Source organism: Formosa undariae (assembly GCF_042427615.1).
Classification (GTDB): Bacteria; Bacteroidota; Bacteroidia; order Flavobacteriales; family Flavobacteriaceae; genus Formosa; species Formosa undariae.
In genome coordinates this window covers 13,783-38,155 of sequence record NZ_JBHMEZ010000003.1, presented here as the reverse complement: position 1 = coordinate 38,155, position 24,373 = coordinate 13,783, and the positions used below count along the sequence as shown (strand labels likewise).

26 protein-coding genes, 1 pseudogene and 1 riboswitch are annotated in these 24,373 nt (G+C 33.2%); of the genes and pseudogenes, 7 read left to right on the top strand and 20 right to left on the bottom strand.

Translation table 11 applies throughout. The features are described 5' to 3' along the window. Positions 1-168 precede the first annotated feature (168 nt). On the top strand, positions 169-612 hold the full coding sequence (locus ACFFVB_RS03605; protein WP_382381258.1) for a TlpA family protein disulfide reductase: 444 nt from the start codon (positions 169-171) through the stop codon (positions 610-612). A gap of 273 nt (positions 613-885) precedes the next feature. Here the strand turns inward: ACFFVB_RS03605 and ACFFVB_RS03600 are convergent, their stop codons facing one another. From ACFFVB_RS03600 to ACFFVB_RS03550, 12 genes and pseudogenes are all read right to left on the bottom strand, one after another. Beyond that, on the bottom strand, positions 886-1,413 hold the full coding sequence (locus ACFFVB_RS03600) for a GNAT family N-acetyltransferase (protein ID WP_382381256.1): 528 nt from the start codon (positions 1,411-1,413) through the stop codon (positions 886-888). A gap of 128 nt (positions 1,414-1,541) precedes the next feature. Then, the gene (locus ACFFVB_RS03595; RefSeq protein ID WP_382381254.1) at positions 1,542-2,177 is read right to left on the bottom strand and encodes a hypothetical protein; all 636 of its coding nucleotides are present in this window, start codon (positions 2,175-2,177) and stop codon (positions 1,542-1,544) included. Positions 2,178-2,396: 219 nt separating this feature from the next. Next, positions 2,397-2,531, bottom strand: a pseudogene (locus ACFFVB_RS03590) (hypothetical protein); the annotation flags it as partial. Next, on the bottom strand, positions 2,510-2,701 hold the full coding sequence (locus ACFFVB_RS18695) for a DUF7738 domain-containing protein (RefSeq protein ID WP_446685090.1): 192 nt from the start codon (positions 2,699-2,701) through the stop codon (positions 2,510-2,512). The pseudogene ACFFVB_RS03590 and the gene ACFFVB_RS18695, both read right to left, overlap by 22 nt. Before the next feature lie 121 nt (positions 2,702-2,822). Next, the gene (locus ACFFVB_RS03585) at positions 2,823-3,611 is read right to left on the bottom strand and encodes a DUF3050 domain-containing protein (RefSeq protein WP_382381252.1); all 789 of its coding nucleotides are present in this window, start codon (positions 3,609-3,611) and stop codon (positions 2,823-2,825) included. 85 nt (positions 3,612-3,696) lie between these two features. Then, positions 3,697-4,971: a peroxiredoxin family protein gene (locus tag ACFFVB_RS03580; protein WP_382381250.1), complete on the bottom strand. Its 1,275-nt coding sequence runs from the start codon at positions 4,969-4,971 to the stop codon at positions 3,697-3,699. A gap of 221 nt (positions 4,972-5,192) precedes the next feature. Continuing rightward, positions 5,193-5,873: a Lipl32 family lipoprotein gene (locus ACFFVB_RS03575; protein ID WP_382381248.1), complete on the bottom strand. Its 681-nt coding sequence runs from the start codon at positions 5,871-5,873 to the stop codon at positions 5,193-5,195. A gap of 41 nt (positions 5,874-5,914) precedes the next feature. Then, positions 5,915-6,532 carry an SIMPL domain-containing protein gene (locus ACFFVB_RS03570; RefSeq protein ID WP_382381246.1) on the bottom strand — a complete coding sequence of 206 codons (618 nt, stop codon included), beginning with the start codon at positions 6,530-6,532 and terminating at the stop codon, positions 5,915-5,917. A gap of 25 nt (positions 6,533-6,557) precedes the next feature. Continuing rightward, complete coding sequence (locus tag ACFFVB_RS03565) at positions 6,558-6,977, bottom strand: hypothetical protein (RefSeq protein ID WP_382381244.1); 420 nt, start codon at positions 6,975-6,977, stop codon at positions 6,558-6,560. A 339-nt stretch (positions 6,978-7,316) separates the two neighbouring features. Next, positions 7,317-7,958, bottom strand: coding sequence for a response regulator (locus ACFFVB_RS03560; RefSeq protein WP_382381242.1), 642 nt, complete (start codon positions 7,956-7,958; stop codon positions 7,317-7,319). Between the two features lie 4 nt (positions 7,959-7,962). Continuing rightward, the gene (locus ACFFVB_RS03555) at positions 7,963-9,996 is read right to left on the bottom strand and encodes a tetratricopeptide repeat-containing sensor histidine kinase (protein ID WP_382381240.1); all 2,034 of its coding nucleotides are present in this window, start codon (positions 9,994-9,996) and stop codon (positions 7,963-7,965) included. A 179-nt stretch (positions 9,997-10,175) separates the two neighbouring features. Continuing rightward, positions 10,176-11,483: an MFS transporter gene (locus tag ACFFVB_RS03550; protein WP_382381238.1), complete on the bottom strand. Its 1,308-nt coding sequence runs from the start codon at positions 11,481-11,483 to the stop codon at positions 10,176-10,178. A 333-nt stretch (positions 11,484-11,816) separates the two neighbouring features. On the opposite strand from ACFFVB_RS03550, the gene ACFFVB_RS03545 reads away from it, so the two are divergent. From ACFFVB_RS03545 to ACFFVB_RS03520, 6 genes are all read left to right on the top strand, one after another. After that, a complete protein-coding gene (locus tag ACFFVB_RS03545; RefSeq protein WP_382381236.1) occupies positions 11,817-12,224 on the top strand; it encodes a DUF6789 family protein in 408 nt (135 codons plus the stop codon). Between the two features lie 60 nt (positions 12,225-12,284). Next, positions 12,285-13,019, top strand: coding sequence for a flavodoxin family protein (locus ACFFVB_RS03540; RefSeq protein ID WP_382381234.1), 735 nt, complete (start codon positions 12,285-12,287; stop codon positions 13,017-13,019). Positions 13,020-13,221: 202 nt separating this feature from the next. Then, positions 13,222-13,320, top strand: a riboswitch (SAM-I-IV-variant riboswitch). Positions 13,321-13,366: 46 nt separating this feature from the next. After that, a complete protein-coding gene (locus ACFFVB_RS03535; protein ID WP_382381232.1) occupies positions 13,367-14,671 on the top strand; it encodes a Na+/H+ antiporter NhaC family protein in 1,305 nt (434 codons plus the stop codon). A gap of 143 nt (positions 14,672-14,814) precedes the next feature. Next, the gene (locus tag ACFFVB_RS03530) at positions 14,815-15,747 is read left to right on the top strand and encodes a DUF302 domain-containing protein (protein WP_382381230.1); all 933 of its coding nucleotides are present in this window, start codon (positions 14,815-14,817) and stop codon (positions 15,745-15,747) included. A gap of 23 nt (positions 15,748-15,770) precedes the next feature. Next, on the top strand, positions 15,771-17,441 hold the full coding sequence (locus ACFFVB_RS03525; protein WP_382381228.1) for an acetolactate synthase large subunit: 1,671 nt from the start codon (positions 15,771-15,773) through the stop codon (positions 17,439-17,441). Between the two features lie 5 nt (positions 17,442-17,446). Next, positions 17,447-18,814 carry an NAD-dependent succinate-semialdehyde dehydrogenase gene (locus ACFFVB_RS03520; RefSeq protein ID WP_382381226.1) on the top strand — a complete coding sequence of 456 codons (1,368 nt, stop codon included), beginning with the start codon at positions 17,447-17,449 and terminating at the stop codon, positions 18,812-18,814. 286 nt (positions 18,815-19,100) lie between these two features. On the opposite strand, the gene ACFFVB_RS03515 is transcribed toward ACFFVB_RS03520, so the two are convergent. The 8 genes from ACFFVB_RS03515 to ACFFVB_RS03480 form a co-directional block, all read right to left on the bottom strand. Then, positions 19,101-19,751: a toxin-antitoxin system YwqK family antitoxin gene (locus ACFFVB_RS03515; protein WP_382381224.1), complete on the bottom strand. Its 651-nt coding sequence runs from the start codon at positions 19,749-19,751 to the stop codon at positions 19,101-19,103. 72 nt (positions 19,752-19,823) lie between these two features. Then, entirely contained in the window at positions 19,824-20,342 is a 519-nt protein-coding gene (locus tag ACFFVB_RS03510) for a DUF6678 family protein (RefSeq protein WP_382381222.1), read from the bottom strand. 79 nt (positions 20,343-20,421) lie between these two features. Continuing rightward, positions 20,422-21,231 carry an alpha/beta hydrolase gene (locus ACFFVB_RS03505; protein ID WP_382381220.1) on the bottom strand — a complete coding sequence of 270 codons (810 nt, stop codon included), beginning with the start codon at positions 21,229-21,231 and terminating at the stop codon, positions 20,422-20,424. Positions 21,232-21,721: 490 nt separating this feature from the next. Further along, positions 21,722-22,102 (bottom strand): hypothetical protein, encoded by a 381-nt coding sequence (locus ACFFVB_RS03500; RefSeq protein WP_382381218.1) that lies wholly within the window; start codon positions 22,100-22,102, stop codon positions 21,722-21,724. A gap of 41 nt (positions 22,103-22,143) precedes the next feature. After that, positions 22,144-22,425 carry an HPF/RaiA family ribosome-associated protein gene (locus ACFFVB_RS03495; RefSeq protein WP_382381216.1) on the bottom strand — a complete coding sequence of 94 codons (282 nt, stop codon included), beginning with the start codon at positions 22,423-22,425 and terminating at the stop codon, positions 22,144-22,146. 12 nt (positions 22,426-22,437) lie between these two features. Next, entirely contained in the window at positions 22,438-22,641 is a 204-nt protein-coding gene (locus ACFFVB_RS03490) for a hypothetical protein (RefSeq protein WP_382381214.1), read from the bottom strand. Between the two features lie 447 nt (positions 22,642-23,088). After that, entirely contained in the window at positions 23,089-23,715 is a 627-nt protein-coding gene (locus ACFFVB_RS03485; protein WP_382381212.1) for a hypothetical protein, read from the bottom strand. 31 nt (positions 23,716-23,746) lie between these two features. Beyond that, positions 23,747-24,280, bottom strand: a complete 534-nt coding sequence (locus ACFFVB_RS03480) for a hypothetical protein (protein ID WP_382381210.1) — start codon at positions 24,278-24,280, stop codon at positions 23,747-23,749. Positions 24,281-24,373: the final 93 nt, after the last annotated feature.

The following is a 24,373-nucleotide window of genomic DNA, read 5'->3' as shown; positions in this document are numbered from 1 at the left end:
CGAACACATTAGAATTTGTTTGGCTATTGTGAATTAAAACACATTTATCAAATAGAATAAAGAACACATCCGAAAAACAATCGTTTACTATCCTTAATCTAAAACCAAATTGCGCACTAGAACACCATTATAATCCTTAAATTTATAATCTTTTGAAAACAAAAATCCATGAGTACTCCAATACAATCCATATCCGTTTTAGATTTAGAAGGTATTCCTGTAGATCTCTTAGCTATTTATAAGCATAAAATCATGCTACTTATTATTTATAATAACGATTGTTTGGGCTGCACAGGTCGTGCTATTCCGTTGGCTTACGAATTTCAGCAGACCTTCCCTACAATTCAAGTAATTGGAATTCATGCGGATTTTAAAAATCGAACAGGTACAAAAGAAAATATTAAAAGCGTGTTTACGAGTGGCGAGATTCCGTTTCCAATTTATATAGACGCAGATCATTTGGTCTACGATCAGTTTAAGTCTGAAGGGACACCACAATGGATTCTAATTTCTGAGGAAGGCAAACTGTTCCGTTCTATTTTTGGCTCGCAAGCAAATGCTAAGAATCGTTTGTTTTATGCTCTAGAAAGTCTTATTGGTGGAGAAGAATAAGTGATTTTTTATTTACTATTTTTATTATTTGGACTAATAAAAGCTTAACATCTAAAATTATGTCTTGTATAAATTCGCTGTATTAATAGCTTCTCTTGATCGTGTTTTTTTTTTTTTAAATTGAGCATCCCAGATTTGCTTATCAATGTCTAACCAAACCATGTCTGTTTCTAGGGTTTTCAGTTTCTTAACTTGATTGTTTTTTACATGGTTTTTTTTACTTTACTACAAGAAGTAATGGAGTGCTTAATGCATACTCCTTTAAGTAGTCATTCACTTTTGTTTTATCCAGTTTTCTTTAGTGAGTTCATACGTTCTATCGATGCAATTATCTCTTTCATTAAAAAATTGGCGGACAGGTTTCATAAACTTCTCCAAAATCTTTACAGAACTAATATTAGCGATATTAACATCTGCAGTCACTTTGTTTTCATTCATTTCCTGAAAATAATATTTCAACATACCTTTCGTCGTTTCTGTTCCGTATCCTTTCCCCCAATAATCTACTCTAAACCGATATCCCAATTCCTTTTCGTCATGTTCATTTATTAAAAACAGAGCGAGTCCAATCATTTCTTCGTTACCTTTTTCAAATATTGCGCAAGCGCATTTCTGATCACTTAAATCGCGCAACGTTAAATTCCGGCTTTTATTAAACCGCTCTGTTATTTGGATCGGCGTAAATGCTTTCTGAGGAATACCTTCTAAAACGATTGGATCAGTAAAAAGTTCAGCAAAATATTTCTTATCTACTTCTTCTAAACCTCTAATTATTAATCTTTCGGTTTCAAATATTTCCATTTTTCAGATTTATTTAGTTTTAACGTTTCTTTTAAAAATAGTATGTGTATTTGTAAAATGATTTTCGCTTAGATGAAGTGCTTAAATCATCCTTTTTATACCAGCTTATGCCATTGTTCTTTTTCATCCTATGGGTATTCAAATCCGAACCGAAACTCTATCAGATACCCGTTATTAAATTCGTAATCTGCATAATAAACTGGCATGTTATATGTTTTTAAGAATTCGGAGTTTTCCATATTTTCAATTTTATAATGAAAAACGGTCGTTTCATTGTTGACTCTATTTTGAGGTTTGCCTTTAATTGCCAAAATATCTCCTTCAGTCATTCCTAGTTCTATGCCGCTTTCAGTTTTAAACGCTCTATCGCTTGTAACCTCTTCTACTCTATCCTTTTTATTGTTATAACTGACTTTAAATTCCGAAAAAGTATTAACTATATTTCCAGGATGAAAATAAAATGTCAGGCGTTGTTCTCCATCTTTGGACGTCACACTAGAGTATGGTAGACTATCATCGATCAATTTTTTCATGACATCTTTTCCGAGATATTCGTTTACGTTTTGAGTATTATTAAGACTTAGTTGTCCAATTAAAGTATCAGGTGTAAATTTATATTTTAAGGAGTCGTTGATTTCTAAATATTCGTCAAGGGCATATTTTTCAGGATTTGGGATAAATTCCCGTTCGCCCTTATTTTTAGTCGAATTATTACAACTGACTAGAAATACAAGACTAAATGTGATTCGTATAATTTGTTTCATGTGTGTTTTTCAAGGCACGTTACACAGCGTTTAACGCTAAGAACATGGCGTATTTGCAATTAAGAGTTTTGAATAGTTAATTCTGTATAACCGTAAAATAAGTATCACGAAACCCTTTAGTTAATCCCTTATGTATTTTTAGTTGCTGTTTATTACGATACTTTGTGGTTTCTAATTTTTTATATCCTTGTGGTTTCAATCCCCATACCATTTAGCTCTTTAATTACATGGTCTTTTGCATAATATAATCTTACTCTTTTTTAAGTTTGGAAACTGTTTGGCATCCTCCGTTATTTCTATATCCCAAAAGTCTTCCCAACCTTCTCCAAACCTTAACAATTGCATATAAATGGCATTACCACCATCTCACCATGCGGATGCATACTTATTCCTATGTGTTTCCAATAGATTCCGTTACTTTTAATTTCAGAGTGTTCCCCAAAACATTTTTTAAGCGCCTTCCAGTCCAATGGAAATTCGAAAACAGTATGGTTAATAGACAATTGATCATTATCAACTTTGATAAAGAGTTCTGATGATTTATTTTATAGATTAAAGAAGCGTATCATTTTTACTTTATGCCTTAAGGGTGTTTATAACATAGCCACAGTTAAAAATTGAATTTACGTTGCTAATTAATATTAATTAAGCATTGCTGTATGCTTGCTTTTTACTCTGAATTAAATCTGAAATCGCATCCCAGAGTTCAATTCGTTTTTCTAATGATTGTTTTGCAACATGTAATGTTTCGTTCCATTTTTGATCATCGTCTTTGCATAATTCTGAAATCATTTTAAGAGATAACGGACCGTGTTCATCACCATCCAATTCAATATGGCGTTCCAGGTAGTAATTTAATTTGTTGTATAATTTATTCTCAGAATCAGAATTTTTAAGAATTTCAATAAACATATCAGGAATAACATCTTCTCGTCCAAATGTAAATGCCGAAGCGACAAGATGCGGTTTATTTGTTTTGATAGTTGAGAATGAAAACTTTACAAAATCGGCTACTCTATTATCTATATTAATCTCGTTCAAAGCATATTCAACCGAATTCCCTAATTCAATCTGTTTTATAAAACTATTGATTTCATTAGTACTTGCATTTAGTTGAAGCATGGCATCCAAATACATTTCAAAATGACTTTTAGGCTCTCCCAATTCATTAATATCGCTTTCCTCTCCGTGAACAATTTCATTTATAAACCGTGATAATGTTGGATTTTTGGGTGGTGTCCAAGGAGTTTGGATTGTGGTAAGATTGATTTGAAGATTCTTTAAAAGTGACATAAAATCCCAGACAGCAAACACGTGATTTTCCATGAAAATTTTTATGTCATCGATCGTATTTAGACTCGCATATAGTTTGTGGTTTTTTAATTGAGTTCTTAATTCTAAAATCTCACTTTCAATGTGTTCTATTTTACTCATTCTATTTTTTTTACTTTTATGTAGTTTTTTTAACTCTAGTATTAACGGTTCTTGTCTTATAGTACTTGGTTACACGATATTTTATCTATTTAATAATTCGTGTTAGGCTCTGTTTCCAATCTGATATTTCAAATTTATCTTGAATATGACCTTCTTTATCGATTAAGAAACAAGTTCTTGAAGAGAAGTCTTGTCTGTAATGTTTTTGAATCTCATCATTATTCAATTCAGCAAATATAAATTTTCCTGATAAGTTTAAATTTTTAATATTCACAGGAAGGCTTTGGGTTGAATTATCAATGCCAATAAAACTAATTTTTCCTTGAAACGATTCTGTCATTTCTTTGTAATGCTGATACGTACTTATAGCCGAATAACATGCTGTTAGATTCGCTAATACTAAATATTCACCTTTGTAGTCGTCTAAAGAAACAGTACTGCTGTCTATGGTCTGAGTAGTAAATTTTGGTGCAATAAACCCAACTTGAGTTCCAACTAAATGACTAACATCTTTTTGTTTAATCAAGTTAATCTTTTCACCATCATTTGAAATATTCTCAAATTTGTAGTAATCGGAACCTAATTTTAGGTATTCTCCTTTATTAAGTAATTCACTTTTAGGAAGGGAATCTTTCTTTACACCATTCTCTGAAAGTAATGCTAATATGGGTCTGTCGAAGCCAAAATTTGAGTGCCTATCTACAATTCCTATTTGATATTTATTAGTGTCTATAGAAAAAGTTGACACTAAATGATGTGACACAGAAAATAATATTTTATTTTTTAATTTACCAATATTTACCCAAGTGGAATCTGTTTTCATTTTCTCTCCATCGAAAATTTTATATTTAGATTTGATGAGCTGATCTGTTGTTTCCCAATCCATTTTACCAAGTTTTCTAATGGCGTCATCTCTAAAGTCTTTATTGTTGTTTTCGTCAATAATAAAAATACGCTCAGTACCACGTTTTCCAGTCATCATGCAAATACTATTGTCTTTAACGGGTGGCAAGTTTAAGGTGTCAATATGACTTGGATAATTTTCCTTTAAAAAGACTTTCAGATAATCTGAATTATCCTTTTTTAAATTTTCAAATTGAAAAGGTTTTATGTCCACATGTTGCGTTGCGAGTTTTATCTCTGTAAGATCCTCTGGAAAAATTACAGGATATTCGTAATGATCTAAAGTGTCGTTAAAATAAATTGGAACTGCTCCAGCAGGAAACAAACTATTGCCCTTTATTTTTTTAGTAGTTAATTCAATTCTATCAGAATGTGAAGAGAATTCATTCGTATGTGTTGTTTTTTGTTTACAGCCTATTAGAAGTATTCCTAAAATTAATAGTAAAATTTGTTTCATACTGGTTTTATAGGTTAAGAGGTTGTTATATAAGTTTAGTGCTATAGGAAAAGCATCTAAATTACTAAAAAATGATAGAGTCTGTGAAAAATCCTTAGAATTCAGGAGATATACGAGAGCAATTTAAGTTCTAACTATTATTAGTAATCCTATAAAACAAAAAAACACCGCTTTATGCAAATAAAGCGGTGCTACAATAAAATACAAATGTCTAATGTGTTTTATAGTCCTTTTTTAAGCTCTTCAATAGTTTTAGCCATAACAACACCAGGTAATTTTACTGGGGCAGCAACTTCAGCTAAAAATGTTCCATTAACTTCTCCTGTTTTATAGGTTGTAAAACCAATACGGTATAAACCAACAGTTAATGCTTTTGTAGGATTTCCTACTTCGCTTTCGTATCTTAATAAAGAATTGTAGCTACGTCCGCTAGGTTGTTCTGGCATTTCAGAACTATCATCATTGCTCGCAAGTTTAGTCCACGTTGCGTTTTTAGCAGCGTCTTCAGAGATATCTTCTTTTGTAAAAATAGTAGAACGTTCTAAAGTTATGTACGTATCAAAATAGTCGCTTGAAGATGCGTTTTCTGCATAAGCGGCAGATTCTATAGCATCTTTTACTTTTGTTTTAGCTACAGGAGACAACATTCTTACACCAAGTTCTGGAGCAACAGCAGGAATCCATAAGTAAATGTAATAGAATTTTTTACCGTCTACCACTTCGTCTTCATTACCTGCAGATGCATAGCCTAAATAAGAAATAACGTCTGTGTAAGGCACTTGAATGGTTTTTGGTCCAATTTTTTTCTCTATCGAACTTCCAAACTTTTTTAATTTTTGTGCTTCTGCGTTAAAAATAGAACAGACAGCGAATACTGATAATACTAGTAATTTAATTTTCATTTTTGTTTTGATTTCTTGTTTATATATAGACATTCGTAATTTTATAATAATTCAAAAGACACAGAAACAGAATGGGTTTGAGTACCCGAAGTCCCGTAATCTAGCACATACTGTTTGCTCGTATTTGTATCGGAAATACTCACGATCTCTCCAATGGTTTTATTCATTTTCTTAGCCATAGCTTTAGCGCGCTCTTTTGCATTGGCAATAGCTTTTACAGAAAGTTCTACCAACTCTTGCTCTGTTAACTTATTGGTTTCTATATCTATATTTGTAATAGACATTCCAGCAGATTTTAATAACATTATTTTTCTAACTTCTGCTTTGTCGGACGTTTTTAAGTAATAAGATGCAGATTCTCTGTTTTGCGAATACGATATCGCAAACTCGTAATAGGTGTTTCTTTTAAATTTGTTAAAATCTATACCTGCTTCTGCTGCTTTTTTTATGTAATTTTCTTTTACAACATCTAAAGAAGTAGCTTCTACTTCGCCTTGACCCTCGTAAACCATTACTTGTTGTAACGTAATTAGAATAATATAACTGTCGTCTAGGGCTTGTTTTTCTGTTTCTCCAATAACAGAAATCGTGTTTTTATTGTCTTGTGCAATGCTTGGTAATGCAAACATTAAAACCATTAAATAGATAATATTTTTCATGATAATTTAATTTAAAGTGTTTATGTTAAAAGAATAGAATGTTAGCGACGATCATCCAAATACCTACGAATATTCCAATAAGACCTAGTTTACCTTGTTTTGGTGCCAACTTTTCTCTAAGGATTACTGCTTTTTCTTTAGCACCATCGTTTTTAGATAATACATATTTGTTAATCAATCCAAAGCCTAGCATAAATCCTAAAATAGCTTGTATACTATTTCCTGCTAATAAGGTTCCCCACCAAATTGGAAATGTCGAGATCCAGCCTAACTTTAAAATTGAAAATACAATTCCCCAAATCCCATAAAAGCAACAAATTAATCCGATCCAACCTTGATAAGGTTCTATTTTTTCTAAGAGTTCTTTGGCATTAGGTTTTTTTGATAATAATAAAGATGGTACTGCGATGATGCTTAATAAGATTAGTGTAATTCCGAAAATCATAATGTGTTTTTAAGGGTTAAATATTGTTTTGTTTTTGAATTATGGCATCCTGTTTTTTTATTGGGATGCGTTTCATATTCTTTAGCAAATTTAGAGGAATAGCACCTCCTGTATAACCCCTTATCAGGTGAAAACAAAACCCCTGAAAACAGGGGTTTTGCATGTATATTGTTGTTTTTTAGCTATTTGCGAATTATTTCTTACGCTTTTGTTTCACTATATTATTCTTTTTATTTGAAATAAGTAGAAGAATTAATCTGTTTTAGGTTTTAAAAGTAAATGAAACAAAAAAGGCGCTATTAAAAAAAGCACCTTGCCGTATACTATATATATTAATCATTAAGAAACATATCCTTTTTTAATGGCGTACTTGGTTAGTCCTGCTAGGTTTCTCACATTAAGTTTCGTGATTAAATTTTTTCGGTAACTTTCAATAGTATGCTTACTCAAAAATAATTTGTCTGCTATTTCTTGTGTCGTAAATTCTTCGGCGATAAGTGAGATTACTTCAACTTCTCGTTTTGTAAGTTTAATGTCCTGCTCTTTATTTTTTTCAAATTTATTTTTAAGATAGATGTCTTTAATCTCTTTCGAGAAATATTTTTCACCACTTAAAATTGTTTTAATCGCTTTTAGAAATTCTTCCTTTTGTGCATTTTTCTGAAGGTAACCATCTACATCATTCTCTATAAGATCGTCTATAATATCTGCCGAGTTATGCATACTCACCACCAGTGTTTTTATATTTCTAGACGTTTTCTTAATCCATTTATTTAGTTCAATGCCATCAACTTCTGGCATGGTCACATCTGTAATAACAAGATCTATTTGTTCTTCAGTATTTATCGAAATATATTTCTGAATATGACCACCATGTTTTCCAGTGTATAAAATATTGTAATCACTTTCTGTGCTTAGAATGCTTAATAAACCGTCTAAAAACATTTTATGATCGTCGGCTATTATAAGATTATGCTTCATTTAATTATGCGTTTAATGGAATTTCAATATTTATACTTGTACCTCTATTTAGTTTAGAATCTATATGTAATGTCCCATTATAATTTTCTACTCTTTGCTTTATATTTGTTAAGCCAATACCCAACGACGTTTGTGAGACATCGAAACCTAAACCGTCGTCTTCATACATGAAAAAGATACAGGCGTTTAAGAGATCTAACTGGATATCTATCGTATTTGCCTTGGCGTATTTAAGCGTATTGGTGGTTAACTCTTGAAAAATTGAAAACAATTCGTTTTGTAAGTTTTTGTTTAAAGCGTTAATTTTATCCTCATCAAAAAATGACACATTTATTTTAATGTTGCTAGCATCTTCCACGGTGTAAATATATTCCTTAATTAAAAAGACCAAGTGTTTTTCTCTGATTTTCTTAGGTAATAGATTATGCGATAGATTTCTTACTTGCTCGTAAGTATCGTCTAACTGACTGTAAATTAAAGCCATTTTTTCAGGATGATTTGTAAGCTGACTGAACTGTAGTTTTATAGCCGCCAAGTTACCACCAACACTATCGTGCATTTCCTGAGCAATCTTTTTTCGTTCTTGATTTTGTCCTTCTACAGAGGCCTTAATAAGCTTTAATTCTTGATCTTTTTTTAATGAACTCACACGCTGTTCATTAATCTCTTTCTCTTTTAAATTAAGCAACCCTTGTGCTTGAAGTTTTTGATAGTAGATAATTAAAAGCGCAACAATAGGAACTAGTAAAATGAAAAAGGCCCCAAGAACAATATATTTTATGGTCTTTTCGCGATCTAATTCTACTGCCTTTAAAGCTTCTTTTTCCTTAAGTAATGCGATCTCGTTTTTACGTTTTTCAGCACCATTCTGAAATTGAAGTACCTGATTCTCATTTTGCTTGGCAATTATAGCTTGCTGAAGTTTATAGTTCTCTATATCGGCATCTTTATTTTTAATATTCAAACTTTTATTTAAGTTCTCAATCTCTAATAACTTTATCTTTTTCTCTTTTTCAAGGGTTTCAAACTGAACTTCTAACCTGTTTATTTCTTGCTCTTTCTGGGAGTTTTCAATAGAGTCTTTTATCTGATAATATCGTTTTCCATAATGATAGGCATTAGTATAATCTGCTTTTCTAACCGATAGTTTTTCTAGCATGAGATAGCTATGCATCTGTATATCTAAAGATCCCAAGCGCATCGCTTTAGATAATGTATTCGTAAATATTAAAAGCGCATCATTATTTCGATTTTCACTATACAGTACAGTACCAATTTTGTCTGAAATTATGATATCTAAATTATGGAACCGATTATCGAAACTTATTTTTTTCGCCTCATAAAATGCAAATAGCGCTTTGTCTGGCTCACCATTACTGATGTAATTATCTCCTATATTAAGAATAACACTTGTTAGGGCCTGTTTCTGATTGGGATCTTGCTCGCAGATCTCTTTAGCTTTCTGCAAATAGGTATTCGAGGTTTTATATTGGTAAAGTGAGGAATAAATGGAACCTAAATTAATGTAGCTTCCTAAAATTATTTCTTGATCGTTAGAGTTTTTAACACATTTTTTCAGAAGTTCTAAGGCTTCAACGTTCTTACCCAGTGCAATATATGTACTTGCCAAACCGTGGATATGTGTGTAGTATAAATTTGTTTCGTTATTTTTTTCACTGAGTTCGGCACCCTGAATATACCATTTTTTACTTTCGTGATATAAGCCCTTCTTTTTGTTATTAATCGCGAGTAATTGGTAAGCCAAAATGGTTAATCGTATGCTTAAAGAATCATTTACTGTTGTTCTACTTTTAAGAGCTTTCTGAGTATAATAAATAGAAGAGTCTATGGCCGAATACTTATTATGGTAATAAGCCAATAATAAATTAGTGTTCACTACGGCCTTATTGGTTTTAAATTTAGATAACGCAATGTGAGCCTCCTGATATGCTTTTTTATCGGAGCCATTATTGAAGTAATAAAACAGTGAGTCTATTTTCTGATTTTCTGCCTCTATAACAGTCGCAGTTTGTGCCATACACAGAGACGCATAACAGAGACACAAAATGACTAGTATATTTTGGGGCTTAAAAAGCATGGGCAAATGTAGGCAATGTAGCACATATAAGCATCCCCGAAAACAGTGGTTTATTCGTTTTACAATAAATACAGTGCTTTAGATTCGGAGTTTGGTGAATTATAGAAATTATAAACATATTACTGCGGATTCTTTACGACCAAAGCGCCCACAATTAAAAATAATAAATAGGCCAAAGCCATATACCCAAGATAACTGTAAGATCCGAACGTAGAAAAACAGTAGCTAAATAAACTCGGAGCGACAGCACTTGCAATCACTAAAAAGCTCATTACTTTTCCGGTAATAGCTCCTAAATGTAAACGGCCATAATATCTAGGCCAAGTTACTGCATTAATCACCGCGAATAACCCGCTTAAAAGTCCTAAACCAGCCACTAAAGCATACACACCCATCGGGTGAGATAAAAACAATAAACCGCAAGACGCCAAAACACCACCGCCTAACATTACATATAAATATATTTTATGATTAATGTAATCACTTAAAATATTACAAAAGGTAGACACGGATAACGCAATAATAGAAATGGGAATAAAAATAGCAATAGCATGTGCTTTACTGTAACCCTGTGTAGCAAAAATAGAAACGACATGAAACGTAAATCCTGTAGCAAAGAAACTATTAAAAGCTAGGGTTAAACCAAACATCCAAAATCCTCGTGTTTTTTTTGCTTCAATTAAAGTGAAATCTTTAACTGCTTTTTTGGGTGTATCGACTACTTTTTTAATCGTCTTTTTAACACCGTCTGGAACCAAATTAAAATCTTCTGGTTTGTTTCGATATAATTGTAAAATACCGAAACTAAAGATAAATAAACAGACCGCTAAAATTTGCCAGCTACGCTCCCACCCGTGATTTTCTATCAGGTAATTAAGCACTAAAGGTGAACTTGAAAATCCTAAAGACACGGTAATACTACTTATGGCGTTTACTTTTCCTCTATTCTTGTCGAACCACAACATAATCATATTTCTAGATGCCATGGTTAATACACCTTGTCCACTAAAACGGATAAAGAAAAACAACACGCACATCACACCAAAAGGAATTAGCCAAGTGTTCACATTAAGCATCGTTTTAAGGCCTTCACTAATTTGCACAGAAACGGCACAAAGTAATAATGAAATTCCTAAAACTAGTGTTGCAAAAAAAGCAACATATCGCGCGCCAAAACGATCGAACAAAATTCCTGCTTTAGACACAAAAAAAGCACTTAACAATGTCCCAAACATATAGGCATTGCTAAACTGATTTCGGCTCAATCCTAATGCATCTTTTACCGGATCTGTAAATACAGAAACACCTACTGTTTGTCCAGGAATACTGGCGAGAACACCAATGCTTCCTATAAAAAGGACAATATAACCGTAGAAAAAAGGAAACTTGTTGGGGTTGACAAATGAGAATTTATTGGGAACTGACATGTTATTAATTAAGAATGATAAAAGTAAAGGTTTTAATTGAGTAGCTCATACGTATCCTTTATTTTTTTAACAACCAACACAGCACTCTCTAAACACCTTTAAGTTTATTATAAAACTACATATGTTATAAAATTTGTCTTTATACAGAACCCAACAATACTTTAAATATAGGTCGAAATCCTGATTACGGCAATAGTAAAACGGAATGCATCAATTCTAACTGAATGCATCCTGTATCTTGTATAATGTTATCGACAGAATGTTAATAATGTCATATTACAAATACAATCTTGGGTAGTTAATATGAAAGATTGAATTAAAAAAACAAAGTGAATGAATAAATTTCCAAAGTATATAGCAGCAGGTCTTTTAGGTACAGTAGCCATGACAATTATTATGGTAATCCTACCTAATTTAGGAATGCCTGAGATTTTCCCTTGGGAATTATTATCGGAAGCAATAGGCGTTTCGTTGGTGATTGGTTGGGTGGCGCATTTCATGGCCGGAATCCTTTTTGGTTTGGGATATGGATTTATATTTGCTCACAACATACACATTCGGAATCTCTGGTTTAAAGGAGTTGCATACGGTATTCTTGCTAACATTGTAGCATATTTAGGAATGTCTTTAATAACTACATCTTTCGAAATACTTTTATTAATCACGTTTGTCCCATATATTATATTGGGTGTAGTTATAGCGAAGATAATTGGAAAGAATAATCAACTCTATGGGTTTTAATTGACTGATAATTTGATTGTTAATAACTCAATATATAATACTAATTTCACATGATTAATTATGAAAAAAATAGATTTTAGCAACTTAAAAGCTGTATTTGTTAATTGTACTTTAAAGAAATCTCCATCGCTAAGTCATACCAGAAACCTTATGGATGTGTCTATTGATATTATGAAATCTGAAGGTGTTTCTGTTGAAACGATACGTTTAGCAGATTACGATATTCCGGCAGGTGTGCAACCAGATATGACCGTAGAAGGCTACGATTATGATGAATGGCCAGACATTTACAAAAAAATTATCGATGCGGATATACTCGTTATTGGAACACCGATTTGGTTGGGAGAGCGCTCTTCGGTAGCCTCTAAATTAATAGAACGTTTGTATGCTATGAGCGGGTATCAAAACGATAAAGGTCAATATGTATACTACGGAAAAGCTGGAGGATGTATCATTACAGGAAATGAAGACGGTGTAAAACATTGCGCGATGGGTATGTTGTACGCATTACAACATTTAGGATATAGCATTCCGCCACAATCAGATGCTGGTTGGATTGGATCCGTAGGTCCTGGACCTAGTTATGGGGATACCGAATGGAAAGGTGAAAGTATCGATCCGCCAGTAGGTCACGATTCTGAATTCACCAATCGAAATACGACCTTTATGAGCTATAACTTAATGCATTTAGCGAAAATGCTGAAAGCACAAGACGGCTATCCAGCTTACGGAAACTCTAGAGAAGCTTGGGACGATGGTACCCGATGGAACTTCTCTAATCCTGAATATAGATAGTATTTTAATAAATTAAAAAAGCTTTAATCTTGTCGGCGCGGACAGTATTAAAGCTTTTTTTATGTCTTGTCGTTTTTATAAATGGAAAGACGAACGAGGTCGTCTAGGATGCCGTATTATTCTTAGGATAACCGCATTGAATTTAAAATTAACTTTTTTTAAGAATTTCATATCAATTTATATACTACTTTTGCCGGCTTAAAATAATTATCAAGAATCTCCATAAAAAGAGATAGCAACCTGCATTAACGAGCAAGGTGCTAAATAGATATGCCAATTATTTGGAACAAATGTTAAATCATATTTCTTCTTATTTGCTACTATGCTCTTTTTAAAACGACTATAAGATGGCAAAAATCACCAAAAGAACACCAAAATTTTCAGCATTAATTCCGCTTTTCGCATTCGTATTAACGTTTCTAGGGGTCGGTATTTATCAAAACGATTTCTATGCATTACCCTCTCCTATTGCAGTAATAGGAGGTATTATTGTAGCTTTTTTAATGTTTCGACAATCAATCGATTCTAAAATAAAAACACTTTTAAAAGGATGTGGCGACGATAAAATTTTAACCATGTGTCTTATATATTTGCTGGCTGGAGCATTTGCTGCAGTGGCCGATGCCACAGGAAGTGTAGATGCCATTGTGAATTTGGGGTTAGACTATATTGCCATTCAATACATTTATGCAGGGGTCTTTATTATAGCTGGATTTTTATCGTTGTCTACAGGAACATCAGTTGGATCTATCGTTGCTTTAGCACCTATAGTAGTGAGTTTTGCAGATAAAAGTACTGCTGATTTAGCCATTTTATGTGGCGCGTTATTAGGCGGTAGTATGTTTGGCGATAACTTATCGGTAATTTCAGATACAACCATTGCTGCCACACAATCTTTAGGCTGCAAAATGAGCGATAAATTTAAGCAGAATATCAAACTAGCCATACCTGCAGCTGTAATTACACTTATTATTCTAATAGTCCAAGGTTTAGATCTTAAAGCAGAAGATACCGAATTGGTCGTTTACAACTATTCTATAATAAAAATACTACCTTATATTTTAATTATTTTACTGTCTATTTTAGGAGTAAATGTCTTTGTTACATTATTAATAGGAACACTTTCTACGGGGCTGATAGGTATAATTTATGGAGATTTTACACTTTTAGAGGCCACTAAAATTAGTTATGAAGGTTTTACCGACATGACCGAAATCTTCTTGTTATCCTTGTTAACTGGTGGACTTGCCGCTTTGGTAGAAAAGAACGGTGGTATCGATTATATATTAATCAATATTAAAAAATACATCAAGAATAAAAAGTCGGCACAATTCGGAATAGCAGCTTTGGTAAGTAGTATAAATATGGCCATTGCAAATAACACAGTATCTATTATTATTTCTGGACCGATTAGTAAAACAATTACCGATGAATACCAATTGGATCCAAAAGACACAGCTTCAACCTTAGATATTTTTGCCTGTATTACTCAAGGTTTATTACCTTATGGTGCACAAGTATTAATGATTTTAAGTTTTTCTAACGAAGGCATAAATTATATAGACTTGGTTAGTCATACTTGGTATTTACTATTTTTATTTGTCTGTACGGTAGTCTTTATTAGTCTAAAACCAGGTGTAAAACTGAAATAGATTAGTGCTGTAATGATGTGATTTTTATAAATTTAACATGTGCTTTAAGATCTGTTTTGCCTTCAAGTCAATATTATAAGTGATAGCGGTAAGAACTAAAAATAGCCTGTGTTACATTGTGCTCTAATATAAAACAGATCACCATGAAAACATTAAAAATCACCTCACTTGTATGTTGCGCATTATTTTTAGTTTCGGCCTGCGATGATGATGACGATAATAATAGCGAAATTCCAAGCAACGATGTGCCAGAAACCGCTGGTATTGGATACATAGAAACCAATGAAGATCCTACGAACATCTACAATGCACTTATTGCAACCTTAAATTCTAACGATAATATCGGAATTGTTGCTGAAGTAAATCATTCTGCAAATGCTCAAAATGCAGATTTAAGTTTAGATTATACACGAACCGTATATTTCGGAAATCCTGCACTTGGCACACCACTTATGCAGGATAATATTCAGGCGGGATTAGATTTGCCTCAACGTATTTCGGTATATACAGATGAAGATAATCATACTGTTGTGGCTTATAATTCTGTAGAATACATAATCAATAGACATGGTTTAGGAACTGTTTCAACTACAGAAATGGTTGAGAATGCCCTTACGAATATTGTAAATGCATCTACTGGAGAAGAGGTAATTTTAAATCCTGTTGCTAATGCATCATCAAAAGGAATTATCTCCGTTTCAAGTCCGAACGATTTCGACACCACTTACACAAATATTATTAATACACTTAATGGCTTAGAACCTATTTCTATCATAGCAGAATTAGATCATCAAGCTAATGCACAAAGTGCAGATTTGGACTTAGGACCTGCTAAACTTATAATTTTTGGTAACCCAGCATTGGGTACGCCTTTAATGGAAGAGTCTAGAACTATGGCATTAGATTTACCTCAAAAAATGTTGGTTTATCAAGATGCAGATGGCAGTGTACACATCATATATAACGATCCGTATTATATCGCAGAACGTCATGATGTAGATGATAATGATGAGACTTTAGGCATGATTTCTCAAGCCTTAGAAAATATAGCAAATTCTGGAGCTTCAGAATCGTAAGCGTCACTAAAACCTTTAGCATTATGAACACTAAAATGAAAGCCTCAGATGTATTTATTAAAGCCCTAGAACATGAAGGGGTAGAATATATATTCGGACTTCCAGGAGAAGAAAATCTAGACATTCTTGAATCTATTCGCAAGTCAAAACAGATCAAATTCATACTTACCCGGCATGAACAAGGTGCAGGGTTTATGGCGGCCACGTATGGTCGTCTTACCGGCAAACCGGGAGTCTGTTTATCTACCTTGGGTCCAGGTGCTACCAATTTAATGACTCCCGCAGCTTATGCACAATTAGGGGCCATGCCCATGCTTATGATTACTGGCCAAAAGCCAATTAAAAAAAGTAAACAAGGGAAGTTTCAAATTATAGATGTTGTGGAAATGATGCAACCTCTAACAAAATACACCAAGCAGGTTACTCATGCCAATCATATACCTTCCATGATTCGTGAAGCATTCCGATTGTCTCAAGAAGAACGTCCTGGTGCTGTACATATCGAATTACCAGAAGATGTTGCACAGGAAGAGTTAGACGACTTCAGACTTTTTGATGTTGTAGTGGATAGAAAACCTATTGCAGACCAAAAAGCAATACAACACGCGGTGGCATTAATTAAAGTTGCATCTAAACCCTTAGTGCTTATCGGTGCTGGGGCCAATAGAAATCGGACAAGCAAAGCGCTAACCGATTTTGTAGATACCATTGGAATTCCGTTTTTTAATACCCAAATGGGGAAAGGTATTATCGACGAACGTCACGATTTATATCTAGGAACCGCGGCATTATCTAACGACGACTTTTTACATGAAGCCGTTAATAAAGCCGATGTCATTATAAATATCGGACATGATACTATTGAAAAACCGCCTTTCATTATGGAAGCAGATCGCGATCAAAAGGTCATTCATGTCAATTACTTTGCGGCAGAAATAGATCAATTGTATTTCCCTCATTTAAATATTATCGGCGACATTGCGACCAGTGTTAATCAGCTTACCGAAGCTTTAAAACCTGTTGCTCATTCTTGGGATAACACGTTTTTCCTTCATGTAAAAGACAATGTTTGTGATCACTTAACAACTTACGAACACGATAACCGCTTCCCTATTTTACCACAACGTTTGGTAAAATTAGTCCGCGATGTACTACCTAAAGACGGTGTTGTTACGCTAGATAATGGGATGTATAAATTATGGTTTGCGAGAAATTATAAAGCCTATATGCAAAACACCTTAATTCTAGATAATGCTTTAGCCACTATGGGCGCTGGCTTACCATCTGCTATGATGGTTAAAGAATTATATCCAAATAAAAAAGTGATTTCAATTAATGGAGATGGCGGTTTTATGATGAATGCTCAAGAACTAGAAACCGCTTCTCGACTACAATTAGACCTGATTGTTATCATTTTAAACGATAATGGTTATGGTATGATCGAGTGGAAACAAGAAGATGAAGGTTTTCCCAAATATGGTTTAGAATATACCAATCCAGATTTTGTTAAATTAGCCGAAAGTTTTGGAGCCGTGGGATACAAACCAAATTCGGTAGAGTCATTTAAATCTGCATTAGACACCGCATTACATTCCAAAGGCATTCAACTTATAGATTTAGCGATCGATTATTCGTTAAATCATGAAATATTAAATGTTCTTATTAAAGAATTCTCTGAAAAATTAAAAAAATAAATATCATGAGTAAATCAATTTCAATAAATCCAGCTACAGAAGAAAAAATTGCCGAATATAACCGATTAACAGTTAAAGAAACACAGCAAAAAATTGAAAAAGCGCATACGGTTTTTATGGAATGGAAAAACACATCCCATATAAAACGTGCACAATTAATGAATAACCTTGCCGATGAATTGGAAAACAACACCGATTATTATGCGGAAATAGCGACTGCTGAAATGGGTAAAACAATTGGACAATCTAGAAAAGAAGTTGAAAAATGTGCTTGGGTGTGTCGTTATTATGCCGAAAACACTAAAGATTTATTACAAGATACAGCTGTTAAAACCGAGGCCGAAAAAAGCTATGTCACCTTTCAACCTTTGGGAGTTGTATTAGCAGTTATGCCGTGGAATTTTCCTTATTATCAAGCCATCCGATTTTTAGCACCTGCGCTTATGGCTGGAAATACGGGTGTTTTAAAACACGCATCTAATGTTCAAGGGTGTGCTTTTGCTATTGAAGAAGCGATTATTAAAGCAGGTTTTCCTGAAGGAATCTTTTCTAATATAAATGTAGCTTCAGATGCTATTGAAGCGGTTATAGAACACAACCACATCGTTGCTGTAACACTTACAGGTAGTGCACCTGCAGGACAATCTGTAGCGTCAATAGCGGGTAAAAACTTGAAGAAAACGGTTTTAGAATTAGGAGGAAATGATGCTTATATCGTTTTAGACGATGCTAATTTAGAAGAGGCTACGGATTTAGCAACGCTTGGTCGTTTACAAAATAACGGACAAACGTGTATCGCTGCTAAACGAATCATTGTGTTAGATAAAATTTACGATGAGTTTCTAAAATTGTATACCGAGAAAATGGAGGCTGCCAAAATGGGAGAACCTACCGATAAAGATACTTATTACGGTCCATTAGCGCGATTAGACTTAAGAGATGAATTACATAAACAAGTCGAAAAAACAATAGATCAAGGTGGGACATTAATTTTAGGTGGTAAAATTCCGAACCGTAAAGGTGCCTACTACCCTGCTACTATTCTAACGGATTTAGAAGATGGAATGGAGGCTTTTAATGAAGAATTATTCGGACCTGTCGCATCTGTAATTCGTGCAAAAGATGAAGCACATGCCATTGAATTAGCCAATAATTCTAAGTTTGGTTTAGGAGCAGGTGTGATTACAAGCGACAAAAAGAAAGGTGAAAAAATAGCCTTGCAATTGGAAGCCGGAAGTTGCTTTGTGAATAAATTAGTCGCATCCGATCCGCGATTACCTTTTGGAGGTATAAAAACAAGTGGTTTTGGTCGTGAGCTTTCTGGTTACGGAATTAAAGAGTTTGTTAATACCAAGACGATATGGATCGATTAACATGAGACCTGTAGACTTCAAAACATGAAGTCTAGATTTATATAAATAGATTATACTTTACTGGTAAAACTAGGTGCATGAGACTTGGTTTTTCAGTAAAGTATTTTTTTTGATATTATTTTAAGTCTTCAAATAGGTCTAGACTTATTAAGCGTATTAATTATCGTAAGTATCAGTTTTCTATTAAATGGCACTTAGTATCATAGGTTTTTCAACTTCCAACATTTTTAAAATTTTGTTTGATTCCAATGTTATGCATTCTACCTTATTTACGATACTGAATACATTACTCTTGTTCTTTTCCGTTTGTAAAGGTTTTCTCAGAAGCTAAAGTCCCATTATCGTAATAATATTTCCAGATGCCGTGTTCTCTTCCGTTAGCCTTTTCGCCGATAGCACTGATATTACCATTTTTAAAATAGGATGTCTGTGTGCCATGAGCTTTATTCTTTAAAAAGTTTTCAACCGTGTAAAGCTCTCCACTATCGTAATAGCTTTTCCATTCTCCTGAGGGATTGCCAGCAGCGTCAAATTCTTTTACATATTTTAGTCTGTTGTCGTCTTTAAAATGACTTTTCCAAACCCCGATTTTTAATCCGTTTTTGGAGTACCCTTCCATATATAGCTCTTGAGAATAATCTATTTTTTGATAACCATCGAATACGTCGTCCTTATAATGATTTACAGATTTCTGTTCACCATTTTTATAATATGAAATCCATTTCCCTGTTTTTTTATTATCAATAAGTTCTCCTTCGGTTTTAAGTTCACCAGAGTCGTAATAGTCTTTAAAAGGTACTGCTGTGTTTGCATCTAAAGTCGGCTCATTAGAAATTTGGCCTTTATTGGCACTTTCAGAAGTTTGCTTACAACCTGTCGATATTAGTACTATAAAAAGGCTTAAAGAAGCTAAGAAAGTATATTTTGTGTAAAACATTTTAGTAAGATTGGTATTATTTAAATCGGTTTGCGGATATAAAGTTCCATATTATGACGTGCTGTAAGTAACTTATTTATATCCAAAAATGACAAAATTAGCATGATCCATTTCAAAAGGGATCTTGTTTTTGATCAGAATGTCCTTTAATTGCTCACTAATATCTACAGTCATTGCTTTTACCAACGTCCCTAAATATTCTTTACGTCTCGGTATTATTATTAAATATTCAATATCGAAAAATAGTGGCATACCTTCCATGTAATAAGGCGACCAATCGCCTATAAATGATATCGTATCAGTATCGACGTCCGAGTATATAAATTCGGTATCGGTAACTCGTTTTTCTAAATAGGCAGGTGGATATTCAAGTTTTGATATTACTTTTTGAAGCCTTAACCATTTGGTGTCATTCATTAAAGCCCCCAATCCCCTCTCTCCTATAATTTTTAAAACACGTGCTTTGTGTTCTAGTATATCGGAATCATTTTGCGTGAGATATTTATACTTTTCTTCATCGCTAAGGTTTTGCTCGTCTATAGTTTCATACAGGTTTTTTATGTTTTCAGCATCCGTTTTGCGCGTAGTCATTCTTCTTTATGGTATTAAGACATTAATTGAAACGCTAAGCATAAATCATTATTTTAATACGGAATACCCGCAGGCCTTATTATTCATTCAATGTCCAAATTATCGCTTTTTCTTTAGTCGCTCTAAAAATCGTACTATGTTGTTCTTCGGGTTCATCAGAATACTTCCATACCAATCCCAAGTCTAATTCCTTTAATTTTTCATTTAGCGTTCTGGTATGTGTAGAAATGTCTTCAGCATCAGAACCAGCAAACCAAAGTTTCTTTTGTTGTCCGTAATCATCTTTTGCTAAGGTTTCAAAGTTCTTCGCTAGATATTGCTCGTTATACCATAAAGATGGATCCACGGCAATGTAATAATCGAACATGTCATTATCCAAAAGAAAGGTTTCAATAACAAATAGTCCTGCGACAGACTCTCCAATAATGGCCCTTTTGTCTGTAGTACGATATCTGTTATTTATTTCAGTAAAAAGTTCATTTTTTATAAATCCTCTAAAATTAGTAGAACCTCCAGGATGAGGCACTATGGTGAGATCAAATTCCACCTCTGTCGGACCAGTAAGGTCTTTTCTGCGTTCTGTATTTTCAATTCCAACTAGAATATAAGGTGGAATTTTATTTTCACTTATCAGTTTAGCTAACGTATTTGCGACATGCGGAAAATCTTCTTTTATACCTCCGTCTGTCATATAAAGTACAGGAAAACTGTCCGTCGATTCTTTGTAGTTTGGTGGCGTCCAAATATTAATAACGCGGTCTTCGTTTACAATCTTCGAACTTATAATTAAACTGTCGTGTTCTGGAATGGGATCGTTATACACAATGCCTTTGTTTTTACAACTTAGGGTAAAAACGGTAAGGTATAATAATAAAAATATAGGTTTCATAGCTCTGTGTTTTTAAGTGATTGTCAACGCTTTAAGTTGTGAAACCTGTGAATTTAAATTATAGTTTTCAAAAGAAATTCATGGTTAAAAAAATAAGCCATTGAGATAAATAAAAAACTAAAATAAGCATTTTTTAAATACTGCTTACAGTTGATTCCTAATAAATTAGAGATAGAATAAGAAAAAATATAATGGTTTTATGTGGTAAAACTATAATTACCAAGAAGAAGAAAATACACGGTGTAGAAACTTTAGGGACACATATAAAGTACACGTATTATAAATTGTTAAATGTGTGGCGTAAAAAGAGATGTATTTATTCCATTTAAGCTTGTATCGTAAAAATAACCAACAAGAGCAACTCACTTTGCTTACAGCTGTCCCACGACCAGGTCAAAAAATAAACAGTTATATGTTATAATGTAGTGGGCTGTTTGTCAGTTCCATCAATGTAGTAGAATTTTATTCTTTCTAAATTGATTTAAGCATTTTAAACCGTTTCAAAATGATTTTTAACGTAAGCGAGTTGTTCATTATGAGTAATGTTCTCTGAGGATTCCATATCAATTTCAATATTCTTAAAATGAGAATCCTTATTTAAGTAATTGTGAAGTTCTACTTTTGCATTTGTTGGCCCGAATAGTAGAACGTGTTTATATTTTAAAATCTGAGCCCCAATCTTATCATAATATTTGCCTTGCATTTGCTGTCTTTTATTGTGCATAAGACTTTCACTGCGGTTTAAAGCATCTTCTTTGGTTTCTGACGTAAATTGAGAGACAATAGATTGGTCTTTATGTTTTGAATTAATATCAATCAGATTAGCGGTTGAATGATCCATCCATATTCCTAAATTGCTATTTATTTTCATGATCTTAAGTTTTAATAATTAACGGTTACTAAGCAAGCATTTTATAGCTGATTTGCCTTATTTAAAGCACCTCTTACACCAACATTTCGTGTGTTTTCTTGATTCGTAATTGGAATAAGTTGCATACGTTCTAGTCTCGCATTTAAAAACCACGAGATGTTATGCATTCCGTTATTTTTTTCATGGTCCCTTTTTAAAAGCATTCCTATTCTATTTATATGAGATTCTAATCTTTTTAAGGATTTTATAATTCTAGCCGTAAAAAAATTAGTGTTATTTTGTGCTCTCGTTTGGCTTTTATCTGTATTTGTGTGGATTGTCATATCTTATATTTTTTAATGTTCTTTTTCGTAAGAATCTAATAAGTCGTTTAAAGTCTTTAAATAATCTTTTAGTTCTTTATTGTTCACTCCTTCTGCGTCAGTAGATTGAAAACTTACCGGTACTTCACCCATAAATTTTATCAATTCTGGACATTCGTCTCGAATTCTTGTAGTTGCCAGTACAATTTGTTTATTTAAATCATCACGATCTTCCATCTCTATTGCTTTTTTTTAAGGTAGGCCTTATATTCTACAATACAGGCTAAATACAGATTAGTTTGTATTTATTCTAAAAGTATGTCACTACAATCGGTATCTTTTGAGATTATCTAACAACAATTACCATGTTACGTGAATTTTTATATGGCATGGTTAATCAGCCTGTTTATGAAAAGTTTGGGCTTTCTATTATAGCTTATGGTTCTAAAATGTACAAATACATAGAATATATAGCTAAAAAAAGCTTACAGCATCAATCTCTTGAATGTGTAAGCTATTGTTTCTAAGTCTACTATTTTCTGGCAGACAAATCCGAGTTTCGTCTTAAATATGTCTTGACGATTTCATGACGTCTGCAAAGTAGATATAATGAATTAAACTTCATTAAAATCCATTTCGCTTATCAGTATGCCCTTAATTTTTCATCGTTAAATCACGAACGTGTCAGTCTAAAACATATATAGCATTAGCTATAGTTTCTACTTTTATATTATTAAAAAACACACCTGTCCAGGTGCCATCCAATTCTAAACGTTCTCCGGTAGTGGTTTCTCTAAAAGTAGCCAAGATGGTTGCTGTATTTTGTTTGAGAAAAATAGTGTAATTAGAAGTTAAAATACTTCTTCGATTTAGCGCATAGGTACTCTTAGAATTAAAAGAAAAAGGAAACGCCGATGGTTCTTGATTGAAAGGCACTTCTGTACCCCCGTATAAAGTACCGTAGGTTTCCGATAATAGGCTTAATTCGTCTGGAATAAAGACCTGTATTTCTGGGGAATTGAGTTGTGCAAACCTCAAAGAATCATTAAAAACGAATTTGGAATTACCTAATAGATTTTCTAACGGATTGATAACGACTTGCATGATAGTATCTGAATCATTTCTAAAATAGAACTCAGGAAGTTTTTCTTCTATTATGGTTTGTCCATTGTTGGTGTCTAATTTCCATTCTAAAGACATTAATTCGTACGCCTTTAGACTGTTTTCTTGTTCGATGGTGTTCTCTTCGGAGCTGCAAGATAACACTGCGGAGCATAAACATAACCCAATTACAAAAGTGTGTAGTTTCATAGTATTTATTTTACTTTTTAACCGTTCGTTTTTACAACGCTTCTATGCTTTTAATAGTTATACCCACAAAACAATCGTCTTGACATGCTTTCTTAACATAACCAGACATAGAGATTAATCCATTGTTTTCGGTTTCAAAATACGATGTGGCATCCTTTCTTTTCAGTAACCAATCGTTTTCAGAGATGTAGTAAATCTCGTCTAAAGTTCGGGCAACTGTAGCACTGGTGTATTCGTGTTCAGAACTATTAATTTCATTCTCATTTTCTGTCCATTCCAATTCGTCTACAGGAATATAGTCTTCTGCCCCTGGGGTGAATTTAAATTCACGTGTAATGATAACCCCGTTGAATACTGTAATTGTTGTCTCCCAACCATACTCTGTAAAAACTGAACCTCCAGAAGTGACATATGAATAAGAATTGTTAGACGTCGCTTTAAACTGCTCCCAAGCATTTTTACTATTATTAAAATCTGTTTGATAATCCATATCGTCATCAGACGAGCACGAAGCAATAAGCGTACTAATTAGTATGCATGTTATAGTGTAAATTTTGTTTTTCATAAGATGTCTTTTTAGTTGCAATTTTCATTACTAAAAATCAAATATACTTTTTTTCCCGTTACTGGGATAATTATTTAACGTGAAAGTAAATAT